Below are 26,677 nucleotides of genomic sequence, written 5' to 3'. Positions count from 1 at the left end.
AAACAATCGGCTTTATCGAGGAATAAGCCCATGAACTTGCGATTTGTTGTGCCAGCATTATACATAGCCGCTTGGAATGTTGGTATTATGCAATCTGCTGAAAGTGCAGAGTGGCTAATTTCGCGCAGCATCACATCTGGCGCCTGCCATGTGCAACTTGAAACCTCGCGCCCATACCTGGGAGAGCCACTACCCGGAAAGTATCCGCTGAGAAAGGCTGCATGTGAAAAGGCCAAGGCTCTGCACACGGAGGATGCAGTGGATACCTTAAAGTGCTTCGAGTATACGCGGGGAACGATAGACGGCTGCAGGTCTGACGGCGTCACATTACCCTAATTATATGAATGCATTGGCGGGACCGAGCATTGGCGCCGACACGACCAACCGGTCATGAATTCGGCACGAAGTTACAACGTGGAACACCACTCGCCAGAAATGTAAATGCCAAAAGATGAGCTTGCCGAAATTTGATTAGCGGGGCGTGTCACATGAAGGGGCACAGAAGCACTTCACGGTTCAACGTGTCGCGCCGCAACCTCATTCAGGGAAGCGCCGCCGCGGGTGCAAGCCTCCTGACGCAAGGCACGTTCGGCATGGCGGCTCAGGCTGCTCAGGACCTACCAACGCTCTCCTATCGCCTACTGCGTGACACGGACCTGCTAAACGTTGAGGTGCGGTTCATCAATTTCAGGCTGGCGAGCGGGAGCCTCCTCACGCCTATCGGCCTCGGCCAATCGTCAATAGCCGTCATTCTGCCGCCTCAGAATCTCGCGGAAGCGATCTTCGACGAGCGCCACCGCGATCAGGCGTTCGAGAATGATCCAATTGCCGGCCTCACGGCCGACGACATCGACCACATCCCGCCGGTGTCCACCTTTATCTCCGGGCCGAGCTGGGTCGTCTTCGAGGTCCCCGATCGCTCAGCCCCGTTCGACCTGATGCACCCCGATAGCTGGTGGCCGCGCGTGGAGCAGCTGTCCCTGCGCGTGGTTCCGGGAGCGAGCGGGCCCTGGGTCCCGCGGATGCCCACCAGCCGCGAGACGGCGCTCGAAGTGCCGTTCCGCCTCTACATCTCGCCCGGCCCCGACACGCGCTTTTCGGCCTCGCGCCTGCCCGACGAGATCGAGGAGGCCGCGCCGCCCAAGGCACCGGACGCGGCAGGCAAGGCGGCGAACGCCGCGCCAGTCGCGGCCAAAGGCGCCGCGGGGAAGGCCGCCGGGAGACGGCTGCCCGCCGAGCTCTGGAACGCCGTCCTGACCAGCCGCACTCTCGTCATCCCCGCGGGGCTTCCCCCCGGCACGACCAACATCCCCGAGGAACTGGCGCCGCCCAAGCGGGTCGTCCTTGAAGCGCGTGCGGTCTACTCGCCGGATTATCAGCGCCGGAGCGAGCCCCGCTTCACGCTCTACTACCCCGCCGAGCGACCGCTCTCGCTGCATGCCCTGACGCGCCATCGCCTCGTCAAGCAGATGTCGGAGGGCGACGGCAAGATCGACATCGAGCATCTCGTGCTGACCGCGCTCGGTGCGGACGCGAGTTTCCGCTACGCGAGTCAGAAGACCGTCGACCAGATCATCCAGGAGCAGGTCGCGGCCGACGAGATGCCGGGCACGGCAGGCGAGACCGGTACAGAGCTGCGTCTCTGGAAGCACCGCATCGTCATCGGGCGCGACGTCTTCTTCGTTGAGGCGTTCTTCGGCTTCCTGTTCCCGTTCTGCCATCCGGCGATCTACGTCGAACTCACCCAACGCAAGTTCGCGAGCTACACCGAAGAACTGCGCACGAGCGCGCAGACCCAGACCTACGATCCCGATCGAGCGTCGGCTCCCGGCGCCTACCTGCTGAAGCGTCGCTTCATCCTGGTGCAGGACCCGCTCAAGAGCTTCGCCGGGTCCGACAGCGCGGTGGGGCGCATGATGCCCACCAAGCGCGTGACCCTGCGGACCATGCGCTCGCCCGATCTCGCCGATCCAATGATCGAACCCGATCCAGGCAATCCGGCCGACAGGACCGGCCTGTATTTCTGGCCCCGCCTCGAATCCACGGACGGCATCGCGACCTGGGAGACCGAGGTCGAGGACGAGAGCGGCCAGAGGGCCACGACAACCGATGCGCGGCTGTGGTTCGCCTCGAACATCGTGAAGGGACATCGCCGGTACGCTGCGAAGAGCCCCGCTGATCGGACCATTCCGTTCCCGAGCAGCAAGATAGCTTTCGCGCCGGAAAAGGGCCCCTCGCAGCTCATCGCGCCCAAGGTCGAAGTGGCGCTGGTCGCTTTAAGGACCAGCCCGCCGAAGAAGGTCGAAGACGCGGTGGCAGCGATCCGCGAGGTTGTGCACGCCGCGGCTGAGGAGCTCAACAGCAAGACCCAGAAGATCGCGGACGTCGCCCGCGATGTGCTGATGGAGTTCGAGACGAAGGTCGCCAAGGGTTCCGCGTCGGTCGCCGAGTTACTCGCCGCCGCGGACCGTTTCGCCGGGGATCTGGCACAGCGAAACGATCTCGGTGCGACCTTAGAAACCAGGGCGATCACCTTTACTAGCAACTTTGTCAGTCACGAGATCGCCATCGCGAGGCGCGTCTTGACGCGGCTCGGCCGCATTCAGACCCTCGATCAGATCCGCCTAGACTTGCTGGAACCGCTCCGCAACGGCACCGATCCATTCGACGCGTTCGATCGCACCGCCCGGACCCGCGTTGCGGACGGCCTCGAGGCCTTGCGGGACGCTGGTGTCGGCCTGAAGAAAATCGATACCGGCATTGACGCTCTCGACGCCTTCAGGACGAAGGCACGGGCCTATCTAGACGAGTTCGAACGGTTCGCCGATCAGGCAGCTAGCCTCGGGTCGAGTGTCTTCCACACCGGTATAGACGGCGCGACCGTGGTGCTTCCCGCGATTAAGGGGCTGCTTCCCGAGGTGCCCGCGCGCGAGATCAGGCTGGTCGGTGACTATGTCACAAGCGGTTTCGAATCCCTCCAGCGTGCCGTCGGCACGCGGTTCCCTAACGCGCAGAACGGCGTGTTCGCGAGTTTGACGGAGGCAGTCGGGAAGGCGGAGGACATCGGAGGCCAAATCAGGAACGGCCTTGCCAAGCCAAGTGCTGTGATCAGCGGAATTTCCCGCGAAGTTGGTGCTGTCGTCGCAGACACGGTTGAGAAGGTTAAGGACGTCGCGCGGACTGACTTTAATCATTTCAAGCAAGACCTGTCCGAGGCCATTCCCGACGCTAAGCTGTTTGGCGTCATCCCGCTGCGCAAAATCGTCGCCGAAGTCTCGCGCGGTCAGCTCCCGAACATGAATGTTGTCGAGTTGCCCGACAAGATCGTGCGCACCTGGACGTGGGCGGCACCCGTAAAGGAGCAAAACCTCGGCATTCTAACCTTCTCGCCTAGGCTGCAGCCGGCCGGCCTATACATCAGGTCAGTCGCGACGATTAGCATTCCTAAGCCAAAGGAGCTTGCAAACGGCGAAAAGCCCTCGGCTGTCGTGGAGCTCTACGCCTTTCTCGGTCACATGAAGTCAGCCCCAGGAAGCACGAAGGTCGGCAATGTCCCCAATGACGTCGGGGACATGACGCCGGGCGCGCAGAAGCTGAAGGTGCTCGCCCTTAACCTGCTTGACCTCGTCGAGGTAGAGATCAGCGAACTGAGTGTGAAGGCGCACTTCAAGGCTGGCGAGGCACCCTCGAACCCGACCGTCACACCGGTCCTGGCCAAGACGCCAGTTCAATTTCTCGGCCCACTCGCCTTTCTCGGCACGCTGCAGAAGGAGCTGTCGTTCGGCAGCCTCACGGTCTCGGTCGACGCGGACTTCGTCAGCGCCCGCAGTAACACCGCACTTCCGCAGATCTCCTTCGGGGCCTTCAGCTGCCGTAACCTGGCGCTGAAGTCCGGCGTCGCGCTGCCGCTCGGCGACCGCCCTCTCCGATACGAATTTGCGTTCTCGAGCTTCGAGAAGCCGTTCGAGCTCAGCGTCATGGGCTTCGCCGGCCGGGGCTATTTCGGCGCGGCCTTCGAGAGCAACGGCAATCGCGAGCTGCAGGGAGCGCTGGAGTTCGGCGGAGCGCTGTCGTTCGACGTCGGGGTCGCGAGCGGCGGTCTCTACGTGATGGCTGGTGGCTATCTCAAGATCAACAACAGCACGACCGAGCTGGCAGGCTATCTCAGAGCGGGCGGCAACCTGGACGTACTCGGCCTCATCCATGCCAGCGTCGAGTTCTTCCTTGCCCTGGCCTACCGCAACGGCGAGAACGAGTCTCTCCTCTACGGCTACTGCGAGATCACGGTCTCCATCGACCTGCTTCTCTACAGCCAGGACGTCCATATCGGCATGGAGAAGACCATCGCCGGATCGCGCAAGGAGCCCCAGACCGCGCATATCCAGCAAGTCATCGACCTGCTCTCCACGCGGGGGGATGCGATGACGTCGCAAGCCTTCGTCCGGGCGGCCGCCCGTCGATACAACTCTCCGATGACGCAGCGGCGAGTGCCACTCTACTTCATGCGCCCCTCCATGAAGCAGCCGAAGGCGGATCCGATGCCGGAGACCGGGCGCTTCGAGCGCAAGGCTTGGGGCGAGCAGTACTGGTCGCATCTTGACTTCGCGAGGCCCTGAATGTCCGACGTCTCGCTCAAGGCGATCGCCATCCCACGAGGCTGGGACGGCCAGCGGCTTCGCTTCGCCCTGGTCTTCACCTTCGAGATCAAGCCTGGAAAAGATGGCGCGGCGCCCGTCCTCGGTTCGACCTTCCCGAAGTGGCCCAGCGAGTCGAAGCGTCTGCTGCCGGTGGGGGGCCCCGGGCTCGTCCGGCTCGCCATCACGCCCGATCGCGCCGCCACGCAGACGTTGGCCGTCTCCCGCCTGGGCCCCTTCGACGACGCGCAGGCCACGGATGCCTGGACCGCGATCTTCGGGCTGACCGGGAGCATCAGGGGCCAGGCCGCATCGGCGCCCGTCAGTCCGCTCACGACGATTTTCACGGGAACTCAGGCTCCCCAAAACACCACGGGCGCGAGCGTCAGGAGCGACGATCGCGGGCGCGCCGTCTCTGTCAATCCGCGTGGAGGGGCGGACCTGCGTCCGACCCAGCGGATCGAATCGCTGGAGCTCGACGCGGCACGCCGCTTCGTCGCCTCGGCCAATGTCTACACCGCCGCCCTTCGATCCGCGAGCCGGCACGAGCTGGCCATGGCGAAGGCGGTCGCATTCCGCAACAGTGACGCCCTGTCCCGTAAGTTCGCCTCCGAGGCCGCGGCCAAGGGAATGTCGCCGACCGCCTTGACCCAGATGACGGCAGCGTCGATCGATCTGGAAGGGAGCAGCGCGGCGCTAGTGACCGCGCTCTACTTCGCACAGGAGGCGGGAAGCGAGGGCGAGCGTCTCCAGCGCACGATCAATCTCGGCCGAAACCGGCCGGTGGGAGCTGTCGGCGCCGCGCAGGTGACAAATCCCGGTACGGGCGAGATCCTCGCCAGGCTCAAGCAGCATCCCGGAGCGATGCACGTGCTCGGGCTGGTGGTCGACTGCGCGGCACCCTTCGATCCCGGCGGAGCGAAGTTCACGACGGGCAAGATCGCGATCGATTTCGGCGGCCCCGTCGCCGACGTCACGACCTACACCGTCGCGACCCGCTTCGAGCTGCAGGCGGATCCGCACGGTCTGCCGTATTTCAGGGCAGCCGAGCGGGACCCCGGCGAGATCGACGACGCCGATCGGAGCTGGCGGCGGTTCCACCTGCTGCCACCCTCCCGCTTCTCCCTGCAACAGAGCGACCACGCCCGGACCATGATGCGGGCGCGACAGGACGCCCGATCCACGTCAGACGCGCAGCGGAGTGCCGCGATTGACGAGGCGCTGACGAACGCGATCATCATCCAGGCGGAGCGGCGGGTCTCAGCCGCCGGCGCGATCCGGACCCGCCTGCGCCAAGCGCAGGTCATGCTCAACGGCACCGTCGGGGGGCAGCGGCCGACGCCCGCCACCGAGATGCTGCTGCACGCCGAAGACCTGATGAGCGGCGTGACGTTCGAGGTCGCTCTCGGCGACGCCAACGGGATCGCCGGCGAGTGGCACTCGCTCTGCCGCCGCCACCTCTCCGTCACCGCCGGAGCGAAGTCGCTGTTCGAATGCGTCGAGGAGGGCTTCGTGTCGACGTCGGTCACGATGTCGGCACCGCCCCTCGTGGGCAGCGTCTGGAGCGTGACGCCGGCGGCACCGGACCCGACCAATCTCGACAAGCTGACGCTGGAGATCGTCGAGGACTGGGCCTATAACACGCCCGCGCCGCCCTTGGAACGGGTCAGTCCGGCCGGCTATCTGGTCACTGCGCCGCGTTCGATGCCGCGGACGAATGCCGATCTGGCCGCGCTCGCGGCGCAGAACGAGCCGGCGGCGCAGCCGACGCAGCTGCGGGGCGTCTTCCGCGATGTCGTGACGATCCGCGACCTCCGAGCCAATCCCGCAAAGGGCGCCGGGCGGCCCGGGGTGGACGGCCACGACCGCGTTCATCTGACCATAGGGCCTCAGGTCGACGTCGCGCAGCCGACGCTGGTCGAGAGCCTGTTCATCTCGCCCTTGTTTGCGACCGACGCCCTGAGCGATCCGGATCTGCCCCAGACCGGACTGCAGGTGTTGCGGGCCAGGAACGACCTGCGCGACGAGCACTTCCCGTTCGCCTTCGACGGCTCCGTCACCGCGTTCCTCGACGTCGACGGCAGGGATTTCGCGCCGAAGGCGCCCAGTCCCACGACCGGGTGGCTCGGCGAGAGCTTCAAGGTGTTCGAGCTGGAAGGCGAGCGGCGCGCCTACGCGCTGAACCCCTCCGACATCGCGGCGGCACGACCCCTGGCCCGGCTGGGCGCGGCCGCGCGCATCGCCGCGGTTGTCAGCGACAGCCTGCCCCAGGCTATCCTGACGCTCGATCACGCGATGATGCAGACGGGAAAGCTGACCCTTCTGCCGCTGCCCTTCGCGCCGCCCAGGAAGTCCGACCGGTTCACGACGCTCGAAGCCCCGGTGGCCGAGTATCCGCTCCGGTTCCGTTTCCGCGGCGTCGCGATCTCCGCCGCCCCGACCGTGGGCGCCGCCGGCTCCGTCGACCTGCGCCTCACGGGCTTTAACGATGCGCCGGGCTCGCCCGCGCTGGTCTGCCCGCCCGCAACGATCGTGGACCGCGCCGGGCATCCCTCGGCTCTCGACAGCAGCCGTCCCGGCTGGACGCCGGTGGCCGTGTCGGGAGATGGCGTGCTCGTGCGCCCCGGCGATCCGTTCATCGTCACCCAGGCGCGCGTCCTCGGCAACGGGGCCGGCGAGGCCGCCACGGCCAGGAGCGACCCGTTCCTCGCCTGGGTGCCGAGGGTTCTGCGCATCGAGCAGAGGCTCGAGCCGGTGCGGGGTCCGGTCACGGGACGGATCGGCTTCGACGTCGCGGGTAAGATCACGGCGCCCGTCGCCCAGGCGATCCGCTTCACCCTCACGTCGGCGCCGGATGCCGTTGGCGAGGCGGCCTACGTGACGGTGTCCTGGCCGGGCATCGCAGCCAAGAACCCGCCGCGACTGCCGATGAGGGTGGTCCTCCCGGTCGGCCTGACCGCGGCGGCGCCAGCGGACGATCTCATCGTGTCGGCGAGAGGGCGCGTCGAGGACGTCTTTCTGTGGCCGGACGGCACGCGCAACGCCGCGCCCGATACCGTTCTCCTCGTCGAGACGTGGAACGTGCTCGCATCCGGCTCGATCGCCGACGAGCGGCTGAGCGACGAGGCGCGGGCCGCTAAGGCCTCGCCGCGCCTCGACTGGATCGTGACGGTCGCCACCGACGACCAGGGCGAAATTCCCGTCCGGATCGATTCCACCCTGGCACCCGCCGACACTGCGCGACTGTTCCACCCCCTCGACCTGCGTCTGCCGACCGGGAGCGGGCAGCAGCCGCTGTGGATCGACATCGTGTGCGTCGACCAGATCGGGGAACGGCGGGGCGTCGGGTGGCCGGGCTGGATCGCCGCCCACGCCCCGCGCACCACGCCCGGGGTGGCCCGCGCGCTTACCTTGCTCGACATGCGCTCGCTGCCGCTCAAGCCGCTCGATGGCGACGCCGGCGGCGAGCTGACCGGCTACTTCAAGCTCGCGGGTCCGCGCGGCGCTGTGACCTGGGGCGGCGCCGCTGCGTTCGTCGAGTCTTTGGCGCTGCAGAAGATCCTCGGCGAGGTCGCCTCCATCGAGGTCGATGCTAGCGATTGCGTGCTGCACCTGACGGGACTGAGCGGTGCGCCGCCGTGGCAGGCCCGGCTCCGCTGCGCGCCCACCCGGCGGTTCGGCGACATCACGCCCGATCTGGTGTCGCGTCGGGCGATCGACCTGCAGCCCGGCGACTGCGTGTTCGCGAGCGTGCGCCCCGATCCTAAGGGCTGGTTCGAGATCGTTCCGGCCGCCGCCGACCCGGACGCCGGCGCCCTGCCCGCCGATGCCGCCGGGAACGAGATCATCGCTCTGGCGGCGGGCTTGTTCGGGCGCTGGTCGCCCGCGCCGATATCGTCGCCCGCCCTGACGAAGGCCGTGCTGGCCTTCGGGTCGATCGACCATCTTCCCGGGACGGTGACGACGCCCGGCGGCGTGTCCAGGACGGTCTGGGCGCCGCATCCGGTGATGGACGCCCCCGCGCTGCGTTCGCCCGATCGGCCGCCCAGCGGGAGCGGGCTCGACGCCACGGTGCTGCGCTCCCTGCCGGTCGCCTTCGCACGGACCATCATCGCCCACGCCGCGCCACAGTCGATCAAGGGCGGTCCCTCGCCGACGCCTAAGGCGGTGCACGCGGTGGCGAGCGACGCCTTCGCGCGCTGGTCTGGCTGGTGGCTCACCGTACCGCAGCCTGGGGCGTCCGACGTGGTGGGCAAAGACCCGTCCGGCGGCTGGCCCATTCGATTTAAAGTTAGGCCGACCGGACACATGCTGCCGCTGCGCGTCCAGCGAACCTACTGGATCAGGGGATGGCGCACCGACCTTGCAGGCAACATCGGCTACGACACGCTGGACGCCCGGGCACGAGCTGAGCTCGACCGCCTGCTGAAGACGGACCCGTTCGCCTGCGCGAAGAAGCTCGACGGATTCCGGCGCCCGGACTTGCCGCTGGCACCCCTTCTCGCCCAGCCGGGGAAGGACTTCCGCAGGCCCGAATTCAGCTTCGTCGGCTGCGTCCAGGGTCTCGGCGAGAAGAACGCGGCGGATCAGCCGCCGGGCGGGTCCGTCCACGGCCTCAGCCTCGTGCTGGTGACGAACAGCGCGGGCGAGGCGTTGCCCGCGAGAGAGGCGAAGGCGAAGGAAGGCATGCAGGAGCTGCCGCCTCTGTTCTACGCGTCGGGCCATCTTCTGCCGCCGCCTACCGATGTCGAGACCGCCTTGAGCAAGGGCGGCCTCGATCCGGACCCTGCCAAGGTCAAGAGCGCGTCTGCGCTCAAGGCCCACGGAGAATGGGTCGAGGCGACGATCTACAAGCACGAGCAATTCTACGACGACGGGGTCTTCGGCCGGCGGCCGAAGACGGGGCTGAACTACTTCCCGGATCCCTTCGCGACAGCCGCGGTGTTGCGCCTCGCCGAGACGCTGCCATCCGCGCTAGTGCGGCCGGGAGGAGCGGCCGGTCCCGTCGCGCCGCTCGGACCGTGGTCGGCTTTCGCGCGGCTGTCGTTCTTCCCTCACGGCGATTGGCCGTCGGGCGACGTGACGCCGCACTTGGAGCTCGCGGCCGGCCCAGTAGGCGTCAACGCGGCTGGACAGAATGCGATCTTTCGCGTGCCGCCTGGCCGCGTGGCGGAAGCCCAAATCGTCGCCGTCGAACCGAATGCCGGCACGAGTGCGGTCGCACCCGGTGCCGGGCTCACGTTGAGCCTCATCCATGCCGTCACGGGCCCGCTGCGGCAGCCGGAGTGGATTGACCTCGCCGGCGATCCCGCGCGGAAGGCGGGCGACACCGCTCAGACCTTCACCGGACACGTCGCCGTCGATGTGCCGAGCACCGGTTCCGTCGGGTTCTCACTGTTCTGGACCGACCCGTGGGACGAGACCGTCCCGGCGCTGTTTGGCGCGGCGAAGGCGCGCGCGACGGTGGTGAAGGGGGCGATTGCCAAGGTGATCGTCGACGCCGGTGGCTTCGGGTACGGAAGCGAGGCGGCCGTGCGGCCGCTCGACACGAAGACGGGCAAGGGGGCGGTGCTACTGCCCGTCGTCGCGAATGGAGTGCTGAGCGCCGTGACCATCGAGGCCGCCGGCGCGGGTTACCCCGATGGCGAAATCGACGTCGTCGTCGCCCGCCGGCCCCCGCTCCACACCCTAGCGACCGCGGCGGCAACCGTCTCCAAGGGCAAGATCGTGAATGTGACGCTCGCCGACGACGCTCGGGACAACGGCTACTACGCCCGACCGCCGCGCGTACGCATCCACGACATGAAGGGTGCTGGAGTCGGCGCAGACTGCCGCGCGGTCGTGACCGACGGGCGGGTAACGGGGTTCGTCGTCGACCAACCGGGTCGAGGCTACTCCGACAACGTCATTGTCGGCGTCTACACCGATGAGGCGGTCATCGCCGACCAGTCGGTCGCAGACCGGACCCGTGTCGACTTGGCGACATGGGTCCGCTGGCCATTCAAGTTCAGCCAGGCGTTCGGCGATACCAGGGCCCGCCCTCTCTACCTCGTCGCCCAGGGACGCACCCGCTTCCGCGACGAGGTCGACCTCGCATCCGAAGAGCCGATGACAACAGAGCCGCGGCGCTACGAACTACCCAGCACAGCGCGCCCTCCGAAGCCGGAGCTCGCGTATCTGCTGCCCTCCTTCAAGCCGGTCAAACGCCTGGACGGCTCGCCCGGCCATCTGATCGAGCAGCGCGACGGCATGATCCGCTGCTATGTCCACAGGCCCTGGAACGCAACCGGCGACGAGAAGCTCGGCGTCGTCATCTTCGCAGCCCAGGTCAACACGACGCTAGTCAAGGAAGGCTCGCATCGCGAAGGCATCGTCCCGCCTTCACTTAGGCAGCACGTTTCGCGCTGGGGTTTTGACCCCGTGTGGGACGACGTCGCCACCGCGCCGCTGACGGCTGATGACTTTGTCGATGCTGTTGACATCGTGCGCTACGATGACCTCGCAGAGTCGGCCGGCAGCGACTGGCCGCCGGTCGGCATCGCATTGCACGACATGCGGTATATGCCCCGTCGCGACATGTGGTACGCCGACATCGCAATTCGTCCGCCCGATCAGGGCATGCCGTTCGTGCGGCTCGCGCTGGTGCGCTACCAGCCGAACGCTGTGCAAGGGCTGACGATGTCGAACGTGGAGCTGGCTGATCCCATCGTGCTCCCTAGTCACCGGCGCCTCACCATTTACAGGGTTGGCGAGGGGACGAGGATCGAAGTGCGGGGCAACTTCGACGGGCTTCGAAGAAGTACGCGCAAGAAACAATCCCTCCCCTCACGTCGCATGGTTGTCGAACTACGCCAACGAACATCCGGCCTCCCTGTCGATATCGAGGGGCCTCTTGCGTTCGGCGACCGTCACGGCATCGCTTCACTCGATAGCTGGGACCTGCAGCGCGCTGAACCTTCACTGTTCGCTGGCAGCATCCCACTCGGGAGCAATGTTATGAAGAACGCCGGTGGTTTCTACCTCGCAGTGAAGGAGCTCGAAGTGTTTCCGACAGCCGCCTCCCATCGCGATCGTACCGGCACGGCCGGCACCATCACGGCCGACAGGCCGACGTTTGAGAGGCTCGTGTTCTATCGCAGGCTCGATCTAACAGACCTGCCGAAGGGTTGAAGCCATAGCGTTAGAGGGCGAGCGGCGTCCAGGACGGGACGCCAAGCAAGGCTGTTGAGGCGGACGAGGCATTCCGAACGGACGGGAGTAGGACGATTATGACCGACAGCAACCAAAGTGATCCGGCGATCGCACAACAGGGAGTCTCCCGTGCTCTCGAAGAGCTCACCGCGCTGCTCGAAAAAAACTCGCTCAGAAGCAGGATTTTTCCGGGCGGTATCACCAAGATCGCGGTCACTGCGAAGGCGGGGACAGCTGAACTGTCGCTGACGATTGAAGGAACGAACTCGGCGCCCCCGGCTGGTCGAGAAATTGAGTTGCTTGCGGCAAAGCGTGTATCGATTTCATTCGGTCCGAACGGCGAAGGAACGTTCAGCTACGATGGAAAGACAATCCCTTGTCTCGGAAGATCGAACTTGAAATATGCGAAAGATCTCACTGTGACAGGAGCTATCGATCGGGACAAGTTCAGAAAGAAATATAGCAACGAATTTAATGTTTGGATGGAATTCGCAATACTTATTATGGGGGACCGCGGCATATATATTCACGAAGGAGACGACACAATAGCCACAAACGGGGGCGAATCGGCTGGTTGCATTCACTTGGCGCCAGGTAACGCCGAAGCGTTTTGGAATTGGGTGAGCGGGCCAACCCGCATCACGATCGATTATCCATGGTAAGTCCTCAGCCCGTCACCTTCCTCAAACTTGCACAGATCGGACCTCAGCGCTTCGCTTGGCCCAGCTTTGTAGTCATCCGCTCGCAATTCAAAATGCGACGGCGTTCATGCCAGCCGCCGCCAGCGTCCTCAGGCTCGCTTGACTATGCTGTATCGCTCGACGGACTGCCGCTGTCGTCGTGGCACTGCCGTGGCGAACTCAGCTCATAGCGCTTCCTTTCACGCGCAGGGAGAGACTGCACCATCAAACCCCGGGATCAAACATCTAAGCGGCACGGGCGGCCACGATCAATGCGTTTTGACAGGGCCTCGATCGCAAGCAGCCCGTCCGCTTTTCGAGCAGACCTTCTCCGAAGCGGAAGGGCTGCTTTCGACCAGGTTCGGCCATTCGGAGCCGCGCACACCGCCGGTAAGCGGACCTTCCGAACGTCCGAAAATATGCCAGCGTCACCGGTTTTCAGTCAAAAACCTCGCCGTGATTTTTCGGCGGCATGAGTTTCAGGAAAAGACCCCACCCCGGGGGGCGAAAGGGGTTTTTCGGCTGAATCGGCGAGTACGTGTCACGTGACCACCGCTTAAGCAGACGGCTTGAGCCTCTCGGCCGGGGCGGGGGGTTAAATCGGGATCTTCGCCTGGAATTCGGCAGAGCGCCAGGCCGGGTTTTAAGCCGCCCGGTCCAGCACTCGCTTGACCTGCATGGCCGACCATTCCCCCTTGCGCGGCGTCTCAACCCGCCGGGCGTTCAACTCGGCGGCAATGGCCCGCAAAGATGAGATCCCGGCTGCCTGTATGCTGGCGATGATGGGCAGGACGTTGGTCGCGAAGGCATCGGCCTTATCCTCTCGCGCCACTCGGCCCTTGGCAGCAGCAGCAGCAAGGTTGGTGCGGTTGCCGAGCTGCACGCCCTGCGCCTTCTTAGCGGCCAGGGCGGCCTTGGTGCGGGCCGAGATCATGGCCCGCTCCTTCTCGGCGAGCGCGGCGTACAGGTGCAGGACGAAGGGGTCCACGCCCTCGCCCAACTCGGCCACCAGGAACGGCACCCGCTGCGCCATCAGCCCGGCGATAAAGGCCACGTCGCGGGATAGGCGGTCGAGCTTGGCGACCACGACAGCGCATTTCAGCCGGCGCGCCGCGGCCAGTGCCGCTGCTAGCTCGGGCCGGCGCTCCAGGGCATCGCTTCCCTGGCCCGTCTCGACCTCGATATGCACGCCCACAATCGCGAAGCCGCCAGCCGCGGCGAAGGCCGCCACTGCGGCGCGCTGCGCCTCCAGGCCAAGCCTGCTCTTGCCCTGCCGGTCGGTCGAGACCCGGAGGTAGGCTACCAGAAGGCGATTAGTGTCGGACATGGCGGCCTCTCGAGCCTGTGTAACATTTTAATACGTCCATATTGAGTTGTTACACAATCCCACCCGAGGAGGTTTCCGCGCTGAATGGGGCCACAGCCCGCACGCTGGAATTTCGCAGCGCTGTCCGAGTGCGCCGGGCTGCGGCGAACCAGGTTGGAACCTGAGCCCGCTAATTAGGCACCGGTCTGCGGTTGGCCTCGATCTAAGAGTCAGAGGCCTCTGCGAATTGACATACTAAACCCCAATGGGGCGCAGCCGGAATAATTCGGTTCGAGGTCCCGGCGAGCTATGGCGCACTCGCGGCCGAATTATCGGCACCGCTATTTCCGGCAGTGCCGCTATCGGATCCTCAGTGCCGCTTCCAGTGACGCATTCAGTGACGCTTTCCCCCTCTACAGGGACGCTTTACGCCGTTTTCCAAGTTGGCGGCGGCGGGGGCCCGGCAGGAGCGCGGTGGCACTGTCTGCCGGGGATCGCGCATACGTGAGAGTTTTTCTCAGAAAAGGCACTTTTAATAAAATCAATATCTTGGTCGCGAAATAGGGTCACTGAATGCGTCACTGGATGCGTCCCTACAGCGTCCCTGTAGCGTCACTGCGGGCCCGATAGTGTCACTGCGCACGATCTGGCTGGAGCCGCGTAATCATCGCTTGTGCTGCGCACCGCCCCGCTTCACCGGCCTAATTAGCCCGAAGCGGCCGAACCGAAGTTAATCAGCACCTCACGCCATGGATACTAAATTAGCTCGATCGTCCCGAAGGGTTGGCCGCCGTGCAGGCTCTACCGGGATCGCGCTTACCCATCGGTCCCTCGGTCACCGCCCTATGCCGCGCGGAAGGCTGCAGGCCTGCCAGTCATCGCGTCCGGATTCCGTACGAACCGGCGCCAGGCTACAAAAGGCAGATACCTAGGTGCCAATATCAGGGGTGACCCAAAGCTGGCGCTCGGTGTTCGCTTGTGATTCCGCTTTGGGAGGTTTTCCGACTGCCTGGTTTCGGGGACAACCCAATGGTAGGGGGCGTCGCTGCCCCGGCTGCTTGCAACTCGACCACACCGGCCACGCTCCGCTTGACAGCCGCTCCAGCCGACGCTTTTCTGGCTGCGGTTAGTGCAGCCTGCCGCTCGCGCCGCAAGGTCTGGTGAATGCACTCATGCGCTCGAACAGGTCTGACCTTCTGGGCGGTCCCGTCGGCAATGCGAGCCCCGATATCCGCGATCGCCCGGTTCAAGGATCGGACGCATGCATACCCCCCGCGACCCGAAGGCGATGGCGAAGAACCTCCGCCAGGCGCTTGCCGAACGACGTATCGAAATAACCCACAGCGACAGCTTGGAATGCGTGGCACGCCAGTTCGGTTGGCGTGACTGGAACACGCTCGCGGCCCAGCTCGACCGGCCACCTCTGCGGTTACCGGAGGGGTGGAACATCGGTGGCTCGCGCAGCGACGACTACGAGATGGGGTTCGATCCCAAGGAGAGCTGCGCGCTCATCCGCTACAGCGTCGCTTATGCGGAGCCGATACCGGGCCACCGTGGATCCGGCTTCGGGACGCTGATGCAGAACTTTCGGGCGGATGCCTACCTTGGCAAACGCCTCCAGCTCCAAGCCGAGCTCAAGGCAGAAGCGGTGACGGGGGCAGCCACGATTTGGCTTCGGGTCGACGGCGACAAGACCCGCGCCCTCGCCTTCGACAACATGGAGGGACGCGCGAGCGAAGGCCCGCTCACCGGCACCGTCGATTGGCAGGGTAGGTCCATCGTTCTCGATGTCCCATCCGACGCACGGTCGATCCACTTCGGGTTTTATCTTCGTGGCGGCGGATGCGTCTGGGCTCGGCGGTTCCGCTTCGCGGAAGTGGATGCATCCGTGGACGTGACCGATGATCTCACACCACGAAGGGTCGCCCCGATGAACCTCGATTTCGCGGCCGTGGCGTAGAGCTCGCGCCGTCGGCATGGCTGATGCAGCGCCAAGCCGATCCGGCCGTGCCGATGACCAGTCTCGGGATATCGATCACGACAGCCAGGAGGGCTCGCATGGGCGATTTACGGCTATTCCGCTTGGGGTGGAATTCTGTCTGTCCGCCTCCAGGCGATAACATGGAAAAGCAGACACCGCCGCTGCGCTGTTCGCCGAAGGGTGCCGACCGTCCGCTAAGGCCGGTCTTTACGATGATGAACCCAGCTCCGAAGCCTGGGCCTGACCACCGGTAGGTCCGAACGGCGCGCGCGGGATGCTGGACGACTGCGGCCAGAACATTTCCTAGTTGCCGGTCAACGCGCCCGCCATGTCGTCTATGCGCCGCATGAGGGCCGTGGCGGCTTCGTATTCCGGGCCACCGATCTTGGCCTGGCGGCAGAGTGTCGTGGCGACCGTGCGGCATTCGCGCATGGTGTCGATCATGCGGGTTCGGGTGTCGGGGGATATGATGCGGCTGGATCGTCTGGGCACGTCGACATAATAGGAACATTTGCCAGCTATCAGCGCGAGTTCGTACCGCTATAGCTCGATGCCTGTGCCCGGGAGCCGCCTGGTCATGCCGATACTCGCGGGAATTTCGATGTTCATGTTCGGGCGGCACAATGTCGGGGGCAGCCGGTTCGCGGATGACGAGGACGAAACCCGCATCGTAGCAGTGCAGGTCGTCCTCGATGATGAAGGACTAGCCATGTGGCCGGGCGACTGGCGGGAAGACAACATCGACGGCATGGACGAAGCCGCTCGAGAGTGCCTAAAAATCAACGGCCGGATGCCACAAAGCTACTTCGAGAAAAATTTCAGTAAGCAACCACACTCTAAGTACTATTTCGCTTTGGAAGCATTTTTATTCACCTGACCATATCGGCGCCGAGTATCAACGCGATCTTTTAATCCTACTCTCTCAAATAATGCTGCTTTGGCGAGCTGCGGCGCACTCATAGCCTCCTTCTGCGCATATCGCTGCAAGATCATCCACTCTTCTTCCGTTACCCGGAACGCCACTGAATGAACAAGGCTCGTGTCAGCAGGCGGCATGACACTTTACTCCGCAGCCGCGAGTGTCGATATTTTATTCCCAAAGACCGGATGTTGCATAAACTTACCCGATCCAAGCATTACATGCGGCAAGGTCGGTTTGAGTATGTCACCCGATTTCCAATTATCCATATGCTTGGCAAAATACTCGGAAACGATTGGCTCCTTGTCAGTGGAGATACTATGCCGACCGAGTTCTATGGCGACCCTGCTTGTCACGGCGCTACCGGCAAAGAAATCAAGCACGACTGAACCTTCGTAGGACATGCTTTTGATGATCCGGTCGATTAGCGCGATAGGTTTCTGCGTCGGGTGTCCGACCCGCTCCAATCCATTGCCGTTGAGGCGACCGAAACGCCAGACGTTGGTAGGGTTGCGCCCTTTCTCGACGCTTTCAGCTCGAAGGCGCTTATCCTTCATGTAGAGCCGCTTTGTATGCTCGTCGAAAGGCTCGCGAACAGCATCTAGATCGAAGAAGTATTTCGGAGTTTTGGTGAACCAGACGATTTCTTCATGCCGGTTCGCGAAGAACCGTTGTGCACCCATGCCATTCGGATAATTCCAAATAATCAAATTCACTAAGTTGAACAGTTTTTGACGACGAACTTCGGCGATGATGGAAAGCAAGTCGCCACTTCCCGCTTCGCCTTGATATTGAAGACCGCCAAAAATCACAAAATTACCGGTATCGGCCAGTACCCGCCGCGCCTCAACAAGCCATTGCGTTGCCCAACCTATATAGTCCAGGTGGTCATCCCAATGAGCCATCAGGATGTTGTACGGCGGATCGCAGACGATAAGCTGCACCGAATTGTCCGGTAACTTTCGCAACACATCGAGACAGTCGGCCGCAAAAACGGCATGATAAGTGCGGTCCGTCTTCGCCCGCTCAATATCCTTCGCTGAACTGTGAGCTTTGCCAGACTTGGCCAGGGCGTTCATGCCCCGATGCCCCTGGTTAGTATGCGAACGATTGGCCATCCAAATTCCCTGGGGCGGCTGCCGTTTGGTGAATTCCGAATTCAATCTAGCTGAGGCATATGAGCATAAGCAACAGCCAGGCAGGTTGTGTGCACCGCTAAACAGGGCTGTCCAAATCAGCGGCGATGACTTTCAGCGAGGTCCTTGCGATCTCAAGCATTACCTCACCCATCTCGCCAACCATCCACGGGCTGTGCTTGCAATAAAGTGAGACTGTTTGGAGCATGTAATTAGCATCTTTGATTTTAATCGAAATATTTTCGCAATAGTTCTTGTTAATTGGTCTTGAGAAGCTGCTAGCTGTCACGCGGTCTATACGGTTCAACATCCCAGAGTCATGCTCAACCTTGACCACACGCCCATCGGGGCGAACAAGGTCGAAGGACTCAATCGCAAAATTTGATCCTTGTAAAAAAACCGCATAAGGAAAATGCTTTTCATTCAGCATATAGTTTCGTATTTCTAATACGTTTTTATGCATGCGCTCGATAGCATTTCCAGCTGCCATGAAATCTTGATCTTTTTTCTTTCCCTGCAAAATTCCTGCAAGAATATTCTCAACGTCATTGCCTTGGTGCTTCGACTCGCCAACGAGTATTGTTCTCCAGTTACCGTGCCGGTCCATGACCTCTGTGAAACCGCCATCCGGCCGTATACTGGCGCTTTTCACAAACAAAGCCTGCCCGAGCCTAGAATCAAGGCTTTGAAGCTTTTCGTTTATATCCTTTTTGGAGAGCGAGCTTTTCAATCGAAATTCTAGATTGGGAAATTCCTCGGCTAGTTTTGTAAGCACACCGGCTGTTACTTCGCGTATCGCTAGATCATGTTTTTGCGCGGCCGCGCCGAAAATGCTTAGCGGCCCTCCGCCCAGCTCTTTCTCAATTCGGAGTCGTAGCGCCTGCCCCTTACCCTTAAAATCAACTCCTGACGCATCACTCATTTTTGAAAGCCTGTAAATAGAGCGGACGGATGCTCATCGAGAGCGCGGGCCAATTTTAAGATATTATCAAGCCCGAGGTTGCGTTCACCTCGCTCAATACCACCGATATAGGTGGGATGTAGGCCTGATCTCACCGCTAGATCCTCTTGCGACCAGTTTTTCGCGAGGCGTAGCTGTCGGATACGCTCACCAAATCTTGGCCGGTCCGTGGCATTCATCTGCAATGGGTGAGCGAGGGCAGACTATGAGTCTAGAGACGATGAGTATCGTCCCTCCGGGTTGATGGGTTATGCGGTGCATAAACATAGAGTTTCGCACCGCTACCGGTCTTGGGCGGATCAGCTGCTTATGGGGTTCGCCAAGCGCGCTCCCAAAGGATGGGCTGGGTCGCGAGCCGAAAGGCTGCTCAGGGTGGACATCCGTTGGTCCGCTTCCGGACGGCTGAACGACGCAGCGGACGTCGCCGCTGAGCCTGCGCACGACCTTTCGCTTATGTACGGACCGCGCGCGATCCCTCCTCGCGGAGGTCGAGGATGCCGAGCAAGCGGCCCGGGGCATGGACTCACTCCAGGGCGTGATCCGTCTTGCGATGCAGGTGCTCTACGGCTCGAGGGCCGTCGTACCCGCGCTCGCGACGTTCCTGGCGCGGCATCCGGGCCTCCTGATCGAGATCACCATGAACGACGCGCGCCAGAACCTGGTCACGGACGGGGTCGACATCGCCATCCGCCTGGGCGTCGGCCGCGTTGGCGGACTCGAACTTCGAGCCCGCAAGCTAGGGGCGGTCGAACGCCTGGTGGTCGCGGTGCCGGCCTGTCTCTCATCCCGCGGCACACCCATTAATTCGGCTGAACTCGCCCGGGACGATTGCATCGTGTAGCACGGCTTGTTCGGTTGCGAGAGCTGGCGCTTCACACGCGACGGGACTGTTACCTCCATCGATGCCCCCGCACGTCTCTGGGTCAACTCGGCGCCGGGGATTCTGGCCGCTGCGGTCGCGGGCATGGGCATCGCGCTGGCGACCCGCGTCATGGTCGGGGATAAGCTGCGCGCCGGCCAGCTTATTCAGGTTCTTGAACCTTATCGGCTCGATCCTGCCGAGATCTACGCGGTCTTCCCTGCGGGTCTAAGACCGTCTGCGAAAGTCCGGGCGATCATGGACCACCTTGGCGCGGCGCTTGATCGGGGTTGATCGAACAGCACACGGCTCGGACCAGGGGCGCGAGGGGCATATCGCTGCCGGAGCGGCGGCGGAATGTAGGTCTGTTTTCGAGACCCTTGAGGTCTCACCTGTACGGCTGGGTCGGGTCGGAAGCTGTAAGGCCGCTCAAGGTGGTTTTGAGACCGTCTGCTTCTAGAAAGCCGAGCTTTTGAAGCGGACGCTCCATCACGACAGTCCGACTCTCTCCATGGTGCCGTCCCGTGCCCTGCAAACCCCAGGCGAGATGATGCGGCCGGATTGGATGTCGGCCGGACAACGACAGCGAGGTCAAAACCGCGAGGTAAAGTGCTGCGCCTTGGCGGCGAGCCCCTGCAACGCGCCAAGCAGGTCCCGCACTGCTGTGGCGGCCAGCTCCTGCGAATTGGGCTCAATCAGCGATCGATCCCGATTGTCGTGCACGCGTTCAAACGCGCAACTCAGCTCATGCATCCGCTCGCATTCGACTTGGCTGTGCCGACCTGCAACCGCAGGTCATCTCGACATAAATAATCTGTCGGGCTTTAAGCGAGCTGCACAGCCCCTCTTTGTGTCCCGGGAAAAAACAAAAGTATAGCGCATGCAGCAAAATCGATAATAATACCGATAGCAGGCAATGATATATATTTAGTAGACGTGCCTGGAAAGGCGCTAACTACGAAAATGTTAGTTTAATCAAACGCGATCCAACCTAAAACTATCCAAGGGCTCCATCCGATATCCCGTACTCTGCGAACTGTAATGCAGATGCTACTCCAGAGAGCTGGGGCAAATATCGCGGCCGCAATTGGAAAAAATACCACAAAAGCATCCCGCGGCTGCAATTCCGATTTAAATTGATAGATTGCAATTGCTGCTAAAGAAATCGTCAAAGAGCTCAATAAAATGGATAAAGATGCAATCTTAATGGACCTCACAAGATATTCAAGACGACCGATGTGGCCTGATAGGCTGAAATATGAAGTCATTTTGACGTCCAATCGCTGAACTGGGTATCATGATAGAACGCCTCATGGCATTTGCGGTGACGCACAGCACATCGAGCCCCCGGATGTTGATCGGCCGGAAGTTGAGCTTCTGGGTCGCTCCAATCCAAAGTTTCCGGACGGCTGACAAACGGCCGCTTGGGGTGGAATGCGGCTTGTCCGCTTCTGAGCGACAAGGCAACAAAGCGGCCGCGGCACCCGCTCCCGGCACTTGGCAGGCGGCGAACCTCGACCGCGAGCAACAGCCCTGCGCCTTTTTGAGCGTATGGCGTAGGATCGCCGCATGGGACTGTTGACCTTCAGCATCAACGCCACCCTGGACGGCTGCGTCGACCACCAGGAAGGCGTCGCTGACGAGGAGACGCACGCCTACTTCACCCGTCTCATGGACGAAGGCGGGGCGATGCTGTGGGGCCGCGTCACCTACGAGATGATGGAGGGCTATTGGCCGGCGGTCGCTCGTGGTGACGTAGAAGCACCGCCGGCGGTCCGCGAGTGGGCGGTCAAGCTGCAGGCCAAACCGAAATACGTGGTGTCATCGACACGAACAGATTTTCATTGGACCAACAGCCACCGCATCACTGATGACCTGCGGACGGGCGTGCAGGGGCTCAAGGACGCGACGCCGGCAGGCGTGCTCCTCGGTAGCGGCAAGCTCGCGACCGAGTTAGACCAGCTGGACTTGATCGATGAGTACAAGATCCTCGTCCATCCTCGGATCGCTGGCCACGGCCCGACCCTGTACCAGAGCGGTCTCGCCAGGACGCGGCGGCTTGAGCTGATCTCGGCGAAGCCGCTCCGGAACGGTGCAGTTGCGATGCACTACCGACGTGAGAGCTGACCCGACGCAACCCCCATGCGCCGTACGGGGATCGAGGCGTCCCGGATAGGCTGCCCCCGAGTAATCAAACGGCTACGTCGGATTTCCACCATTGCGGATGCGGGGCACTCATGGTGCTGTCCGGTGATTTGCCGCCCGCACGACTTGCCTCGGAGCTGGCGCCTACCAACCAGCGAGAAGGACGGCCACCCGTGTCCACCGAACCCATCAAGGGGCCAGCTTCGTACTTCCCGTCCATCGAGAAGAAGTACGGCCGCCCCATCGACGAATGGCAGCAGCTTGTCCGCGATCGCCTACCGGCAAAGCACATGGACCTCGTTTCGATGTTGAAGGCCGAGCACGGGATGGGTCATGGCCACGCCAACGCCATCGTTGCCCACGTGCTGTCCGCGGGAAAAGGGTAGGCAGCCTTGCAGCAAGCTTGAAGTGGGTGCTCTCCACTCCGAGCAGTAGTTGCCTCACGCCCGACGAATGGCAGCTTTGGAGAAGTGCCGACGGAGGTCTGAGCGGCTGGGTTGGGTCGGTAGCGGACGGTACCAAGATCACGGTGCCATGGCCACCAGTGCCAAAACTTGGCGCCAAGTGCAGAGCTGGCTCGGCCACGCTCCCTCCTAGAAGGGTCCTTGGTCGCGAGACCCGGCCTGTAGACCGGTTTCGGGTCCCGCGACGCTCCTATCCCTACTGTCGCCGATCGGCAGGTTTAGGAGGCCCTGAGAACGTCGGCCACACATGGTCCGACGACAGCCGGTTATCGGCTCGGTCCTGGTCCAGCTCGTCCAAAATCTCCGGGCCATTTGCCTCTGCGAGTTTCTGAATGAGTGGGCGGGCCGTCCTCAAACCGTAGACGGTCGCGATGCGCGCTCCGTTGGATCTGACTTCGATTATCTTTTGGGCGTATTTACTGAGGCGCTTCGCCAGGGCAGGTGTTTTTCCGAAGTCATAGGTTTGGGTGTCGTCTACGTCGCGTTTCGTGTTTTCGCGCTCGTTCACGCTCATCTGAGACATGATCGCTGCGAATTCCTTCATATCAAAAATCCACCGGCCAGCGTTCCGGAAAACCTCCACAGCCGCCTGCATATGCCGGTCCCACGCGTCCAGGCCGGCAATCTGCACTTCCCGTTTTTCCCGAGTAACCGGTGGGGCCTTGGCAGCATTGTAACCCCGCACGTCCCGGCGCTCCAGGTAGCGCCACAGCGTCGCCAGCCGCTCCGGATTGAGGGTGACGGAGGTTAGGTCGGCATAGTACCGTTCGTTAGGTTTGTTTTCCTGTGTGATCCCGCAGGCCACATAGAAAATGCGCCGGTCCTGAGTTTCGACCTCAAGCGCACGGTTGTAGTTCGACGTACTCACCACACGGGCGAAGTTTCGAACCATCCGGGCGTTGATCCGCTTTTCCTCAATCTGGAAAAAGTCGCCATCGGGTCCCGGGTCTACAAGCTGTTTCAGAGCCGCCGTAACCGCCTTCTGGTTCGGCAGGCTGGAACCGTCCGGCAGTTCCTTGATACTAATGATGCGGCACCCCTCAACGTTCGCTAGTGCGAAGCGCCGGGAGGCCTCGTTCATCATCTTCGTGCCATCGATTTGGCCGCCTTGGTCCCGACCGGTGCCGTCAAACATGGAAACCAGCATTGCCACATAGATCGACTTGCCGACACCATGGTCGCCCTGGAGGAACAGCATATGCCCAGGGCGGCGGCCGGACTGGACCATGTACGCCAAGGTATCCAACTCATAGTTGGCTTGCTCGCCGAACACCCGCCCCATAAAATCCAGGAGGGTTTTCAGGTCAGCCTCAGACTGCACCGGATTCTTGGGTGGGTCTTTCGCAAACCGTATTACAGGCGACTGAAACCGCATGTTCAGCAGGAACATCGGGCTACCGTCCGGCTGCGCCTCGGGGACGACGGCGCCGCGCTCATACAGCGGGTTTTTCGTCTCGCCGACATAAAAGCACCGGGGCGCGTCCTCGGGCAGGGCGCTTTCCACTCCGCGCATCGCGCGCACGAAGTCCCAAAACCCATTCTCGGTTGGGTCGAAGTGGCGACGTAGGCCGGCGACTAAGGACAGCCGTGGATCCTCTGTCCGCCCGTTCCACCAATCGAACCCGCGGAACTCGACTCCCGGCTCAAACACGTTACGCATGCGCAAGGTGCTGTCGTCCGTCCGCATGTTGACTCGTCCGAATACATAACCGCGCATGACTTCCTGCAACAGCTTGGCCCGCTCGTCCTCCGCAACTGCAATCCTGGCCCGCGCCGCCTTCGAAACTTCATCGTCGGGGAACACGGTCCGCATGTCCGGGAAAATCTTGTTCTGCCGGAACATGATCGTGAGCGAATTGCGGCTGACACGCACACCGCGGTGGAGGCTGTCCCAGCACTTCCGGAAATACTCTCCATCGCACCAACCGTGGCGAGTGGCCCATTCCTCGATATCGTCGGCAGCGGCCTCAGCCTCGGACCCGAGCGTGGCGCGGATCGCCGCCAAGACGCCCACCAAGTCGTCCCGGTGGGGAAAGTTGGCTTCCGTGTTCGGGAGGCGGTCCAGGCCGGCCAGGACAGCCCCGAGGGGCATCGTAGCGTCCTGGTTGCTATAGTCCCGGTCCTCGCCGATTGCCGCGCCGCCCGATTGGCGCAGGACTTCACCACCAGCCCGCTCCAGCTCGTCAACGAAGGTACCGAGAAAGCGGTTGACGGTGGCGTTGTCCAGGAGCGCGATTTCCTGGCGGTCCCACAGCTCGAAAAGGTTTCGGTCCGGGTGCCATTCGTACCGATCGCGCCGGTTTTGGTGGAGGCCGGCCGCGAGGAACTGGTTTCCATACCCGATTACGTCGATTTTGCTGTCCACCCCGTTGAGGCGATACGACAGATGCCGGCCGCGAACCACGGCCTCCATATCGTCCGGCTTGGGGCACTCGAAGGCGTACAGCCGGCGGTGGCCGTCGCCGCGCAGACGTTCCGCATAACCCTGCCGCGGGAAAACCTCGTCTAGGACGCGCTCCACCAGTTCGCGGGCCTCGTCGCTCTCTGCGTCGCTATCGATCGCCGGCACGTAGCGCCCGAGGAGGCCGACGCTATCGGTGGGCCAGTCCTCAAATTCAACGGCGTCCCGCTCGGGAACGCCCTCTTTGATGAACGAGCCGAACAACCCCCGCCACTCATTGCGGCGGCGGTCATACCGACCAGGGCTTTTCCCCATGCTTTCTGATTTGAGAGTGCCCGTCGCACCGATGTGACCATCGGGTGGGGCGATCGGGAGAAGGTAATTAATCGAGATACCAGCGTCGCGGAAAGATTTCGTCGCGTTGCGGAAAACCGGGGTTGACTTGGCTCGGCCCTTCATTGCAAGTTCTCTTCGTTAGGGATGCATGGTGTTTGGCGACGCCTGCGGTTCCAGCCTTGGGGAACGGGAGCGTAGGTTTACCGACCACGCTCCCGTTCTGCTGTCCGTGGCTCAATTTCAGCCAATCGAGCTTCAAGAGCCGCTGTGACCCGTGCAATGCGCGCCTCAACATCTCGCGCAGATACACCAGGCAATCGGATACGATCTGTTCTACCGTGAGTTTTATCTTGCGTTAAAAGATCGACAAATATATCGTAATCGGGGCGCATTGCCCAAGCTGCAATTGACCAGTCTGAAAATCTGTCAATCCAGCTATTGTCGTTGTACCACTCCTCTTTAAGTCTCATTTTCATGCTTTTTACCGCAGATTTATTTGCTAGATCCGCAGCTTCGCGCTGATTGGGCGTCAAATTTTCTGCATTCCTCAGATATCTAACCTGAGAAACTTCGATAAGTCTGGCGCGGATTGAAGGCGCTAGACTCTCGTTCGCGGCATTTGTGTCGTTTAACATGCGAATACACTCCGCAGATTAGCTCACTGGGTGGGGGAGCCATCCCGCGGAAGGGCCATCGCGCTTAAACGCTCAGCCGGGCCGTTGTATACACTTGTATACCAAAACTAGGCAGCCGGCCCCATTGTTTACACTAAGCTGTTGGCCGATGAAAGCCGAACTCTGAATGACTTTTTGAGCAAGATTGGCGCGGTAAAGCCAAGGAAATTCATAGCAACGCAAAATTTCACCGGAAAAGGAAAAGCGGTACCAGCCGGTTGCCCTAAAACCCTCTTCGAATGTTTGTGGTTACGATCGTGACGCGCTCTTAGCAGGGTACGGCTGCAATGGGCTGCATGGTTTCGAGGGAATAGGCCGTGATGCTCGCGGACGTGCGCATGGCGATCGTTCCGGCGGGAATGTCTCGGCTCAAGACAGCTGGAAAACCGGCCCATTCCCGCACGACGGCGGTACGCACGCCTTTCTGAACGATTTTGGCTAGCCCCCGGGCGATGTGCTCAAGCGGCATATCCGGGTGGGCCGTGCCAATTGCGATATCTGCTGCCAGCCCCCGCCCTCGCTTGGTCAGTACCGTGGCTGTCTCGAACCCCGGGGCACGGGTCCGAGGTTTTTCCTTTGCGCGCTCATGTTGTTCCATGGGGCAGGCCAGCCTCCTCGCTGAATCCATCATCGCTACTGCGGCTATGAATGAGTGCGCACCGGTCGCCGAAAGAGGACAGCGGTCACGCCGCGCTTTTCGGCGCCTTACCAAGCGCCGCGACTCGCCTGATGCGTAGGGGAAGGGTCATCCCTATGCCCGAGCTGAAATCGGCAAAGGTGATCGCTGTACCGAGGCCTTCAGCCCGCGCGCTGAGCGTTGAAGTCGATGAGCGCGCCCTGTCTCCAGCCGAGCTTGCGCCTGCCTAGAGCGGTCACCGACCGGATTGAATCGTGTAGGGTTTCGGCCGCGGCGGTGATGTGATTCGATGGTCGGCTTTCCGAGGAGGAGAGCCGATGGCGTCTGCCCTGTCCGTTGATTTGCGCGAGCGT

Annotated in this window: 18 protein-coding genes and 1 pseudogene; 8 read left to right on the top strand and 11 right to left on the bottom strand. The window is 62.3% G+C overall.

What is annotated here, in order from left to right; translation table 11 throughout:
• The first annotated feature begins 488 nt into the window (after window positions 1-488).
• The 3 genes from ACLBYE_RS10345 to ACLBYE_RS10335 all read left to right on the top strand — a co-directional run bounded on the left by ACLBYE_RS10345 (window position 489) and on the right by ACLBYE_RS10335 (window position 12,487).
• Window positions 489-4,616 carry a hypothetical protein gene (locus ACLBYE_RS10345; RefSeq protein ID WP_447694105.1) on the top strand — a complete coding sequence of 1,376 codons (4,128 nt, stop codon included), beginning with the start codon at window positions 489-491 and terminating at the stop codon, window positions 4,614-4,616.
• Window positions 4,617-11,804, top strand: coding sequence for a hypothetical protein (locus tag ACLBYE_RS10340; RefSeq protein ID WP_447694104.1), 7,188 nt, complete (start codon window positions 4,617-4,619; stop codon window positions 11,802-11,804).
• A gap of 98 nt (window positions 11,805-11,902) precedes the next feature.
• On the top strand, window positions 11,903-12,487 hold the full coding sequence (locus tag ACLBYE_RS10335; protein ID WP_447694103.1) for a L,D-transpeptidase: 585 nt from the start codon (window positions 11,903-11,905) through the stop codon (window positions 12,485-12,487).
• A gap of 661 nt (window positions 12,488-13,148) precedes the next feature.
• Here ACLBYE_RS10335 and ACLBYE_RS10330 read toward each other — a convergent pair.
• Window positions 13,149-13,832: a recombinase family protein gene (locus ACLBYE_RS10330; RefSeq protein WP_447694102.1), complete on the bottom strand. Its 684-nt coding sequence runs from the start codon at window positions 13,830-13,832 to the stop codon at window positions 13,149-13,151.
• Between the two features lie 1,240 nt (window positions 13,833-15,072).
• Here ACLBYE_RS10330 and ACLBYE_RS10325 point away from each other — a divergent pair.
• Entirely contained in the window at window positions 15,073-15,771 is a 699-nt protein-coding gene (locus ACLBYE_RS10325) for a glyoxalase superfamily protein (protein ID WP_447694101.1), read from the top strand.
• A 324-nt stretch (window positions 15,772-16,095) separates the two neighbouring features.
• Here the strand turns inward: ACLBYE_RS10325 and ACLBYE_RS10320 are convergent, their stop codons facing one another.
• Window positions 16,096-16,236 carry a hypothetical protein gene (locus tag ACLBYE_RS10320; RefSeq protein WP_447694100.1) on the bottom strand — a complete coding sequence of 47 codons (141 nt, stop codon included), beginning with the start codon at window positions 16,234-16,236 and terminating at the stop codon, window positions 16,096-16,098.
• Between the two features lie 133 nt (window positions 16,237-16,369).
• Here ACLBYE_RS10320 and ACLBYE_RS10315 point away from each other — a divergent pair, with 133 nt between their 5' ends.
• The gene (locus ACLBYE_RS10315) at window positions 16,370-16,669 is read left to right on the top strand and encodes a hypothetical protein (RefSeq protein WP_447694099.1); all 300 of its coding nucleotides are present in this window, start codon (window positions 16,370-16,372) and stop codon (window positions 16,667-16,669) included.
• A gap of 185 nt (window positions 16,670-16,854) precedes the next feature.
• Here ACLBYE_RS10315 and ACLBYE_RS10310 read toward each other — a convergent pair whose 3' ends face one another.
• The 3 genes from ACLBYE_RS10310 to ACLBYE_RS10300 form a co-directional block, all read right to left on the bottom strand.
• Window positions 16,855-17,790, bottom strand: a complete 936-nt coding sequence (locus tag ACLBYE_RS10310; protein ID WP_447694098.1) for a DNA-methyltransferase — start codon at window positions 17,788-17,790, stop codon at window positions 16,855-16,857.
• Window positions 17,791-17,926: 136 nt separating this feature from the next.
• Window positions 17,927-18,769: an EcoRI family type II restriction endonuclease gene (locus ACLBYE_RS10305; protein ID WP_447694097.1), complete on the bottom strand. Its 843-nt coding sequence runs from the start codon at window positions 18,767-18,769 to the stop codon at window positions 17,927-17,929.
• A complete protein-coding gene (locus ACLBYE_RS10300; RefSeq protein WP_447694096.1) occupies window positions 18,766-18,987 on the bottom strand; it encodes a helix-turn-helix domain-containing protein in 222 nt (73 codons plus the stop codon). Before ACLBYE_RS10300 ends, ACLBYE_RS10305 begins: the two co-directional genes overlap by 4 nt.
• A gap of 338 nt (window positions 18,988-19,325) precedes the next feature.
• Here ACLBYE_RS10300 and ACLBYE_RS10295 point away from each other — a divergent pair.
• Window positions 19,326-19,961, top strand: a pseudogene (locus ACLBYE_RS10295) (substrate binding domain-containing protein).
• Between the two features lie 297 nt (window positions 19,962-20,258).
• On the opposite strand, the gene ACLBYE_RS10290 reads toward ACLBYE_RS10295, so the two are convergent.
• Together ACLBYE_RS10290 and ACLBYE_RS10285 are read right to left on the bottom strand one after the other, a co-directional pair.
• Entirely contained in the window at window positions 20,259-20,420 is a 162-nt protein-coding gene (locus ACLBYE_RS10290) for a hypothetical protein (protein WP_447694095.1), read from the bottom strand.
• A gap of 218 nt (window positions 20,421-20,638) precedes the next feature.
• Complete coding sequence (locus ACLBYE_RS10285; protein ID WP_447694094.1) at window positions 20,639-20,935, bottom strand: DUF805 domain-containing protein; 297 nt, start codon at window positions 20,933-20,935, stop codon at window positions 20,639-20,641.
• Window positions 20,936-21,236: 301 nt separating this feature from the next.
• On the opposite strand from ACLBYE_RS10285, the gene ACLBYE_RS10280 reads away from it, so the two are divergent.
• Window positions 21,237-21,794, top strand: a complete 558-nt coding sequence (locus tag ACLBYE_RS10280; protein WP_447694093.1) for a dihydrofolate reductase family protein — start codon at window positions 21,237-21,239, stop codon at window positions 21,792-21,794.
• A 191-nt stretch (window positions 21,795-21,985) separates the two neighbouring features.
• Window positions 21,986-22,198, top strand: coding sequence for a DUF4287 domain-containing protein (locus tag ACLBYE_RS10275; RefSeq protein WP_447694092.1), 213 nt, complete (start codon window positions 21,986-21,988; stop codon window positions 22,196-22,198).
• Window positions 22,199-22,472: 274 nt separating this feature from the next.
• Here the strand turns inward: ACLBYE_RS10275 and ACLBYE_RS10270 are convergent, their stop codons facing one another.
• From ACLBYE_RS10270 to ACLBYE_RS10255, 4 genes are all read right to left on the bottom strand, one after another.
• Window positions 22,473-25,136 carry a DUF5906 domain-containing protein gene (locus tag ACLBYE_RS10270; protein ID WP_447694091.1) on the bottom strand — a complete coding sequence of 888 codons (2,664 nt, stop codon included), beginning with the start codon at window positions 25,134-25,136 and terminating at the stop codon, window positions 22,473-22,475.
• Between the two features lie 77 nt (window positions 25,137-25,213).
• Window positions 25,214-25,648, bottom strand: coding sequence for a hypothetical protein (locus tag ACLBYE_RS10265; protein ID WP_447694090.1), 435 nt, complete (start codon window positions 25,646-25,648; stop codon window positions 25,214-25,216).
• Window positions 25,649-25,955: 307 nt separating this feature from the next.
• Window positions 25,956-26,285 (bottom strand): hypothetical protein, encoded by a 330-nt coding sequence (locus ACLBYE_RS10260; RefSeq protein ID WP_447694089.1) that lies wholly within the window; start codon window positions 26,283-26,285, stop codon window positions 25,956-25,958.
• A gap of 200 nt (window positions 26,286-26,485) precedes the next feature.
• Window positions 26,486-26,677 (bottom strand): hypothetical protein (locus tag ACLBYE_RS10255; protein ID WP_447694088.1); only part of this gene is annotated, 192 nt, incomplete at its 5' end.

Source organism: Methylobacterium sp. A52T, assembly GCF_053346095.1.
The sequence above is the reverse complement of the archived record's forward strand: the minus strand, read 5'-3'. Positions and strand labels throughout refer to the sequence as shown.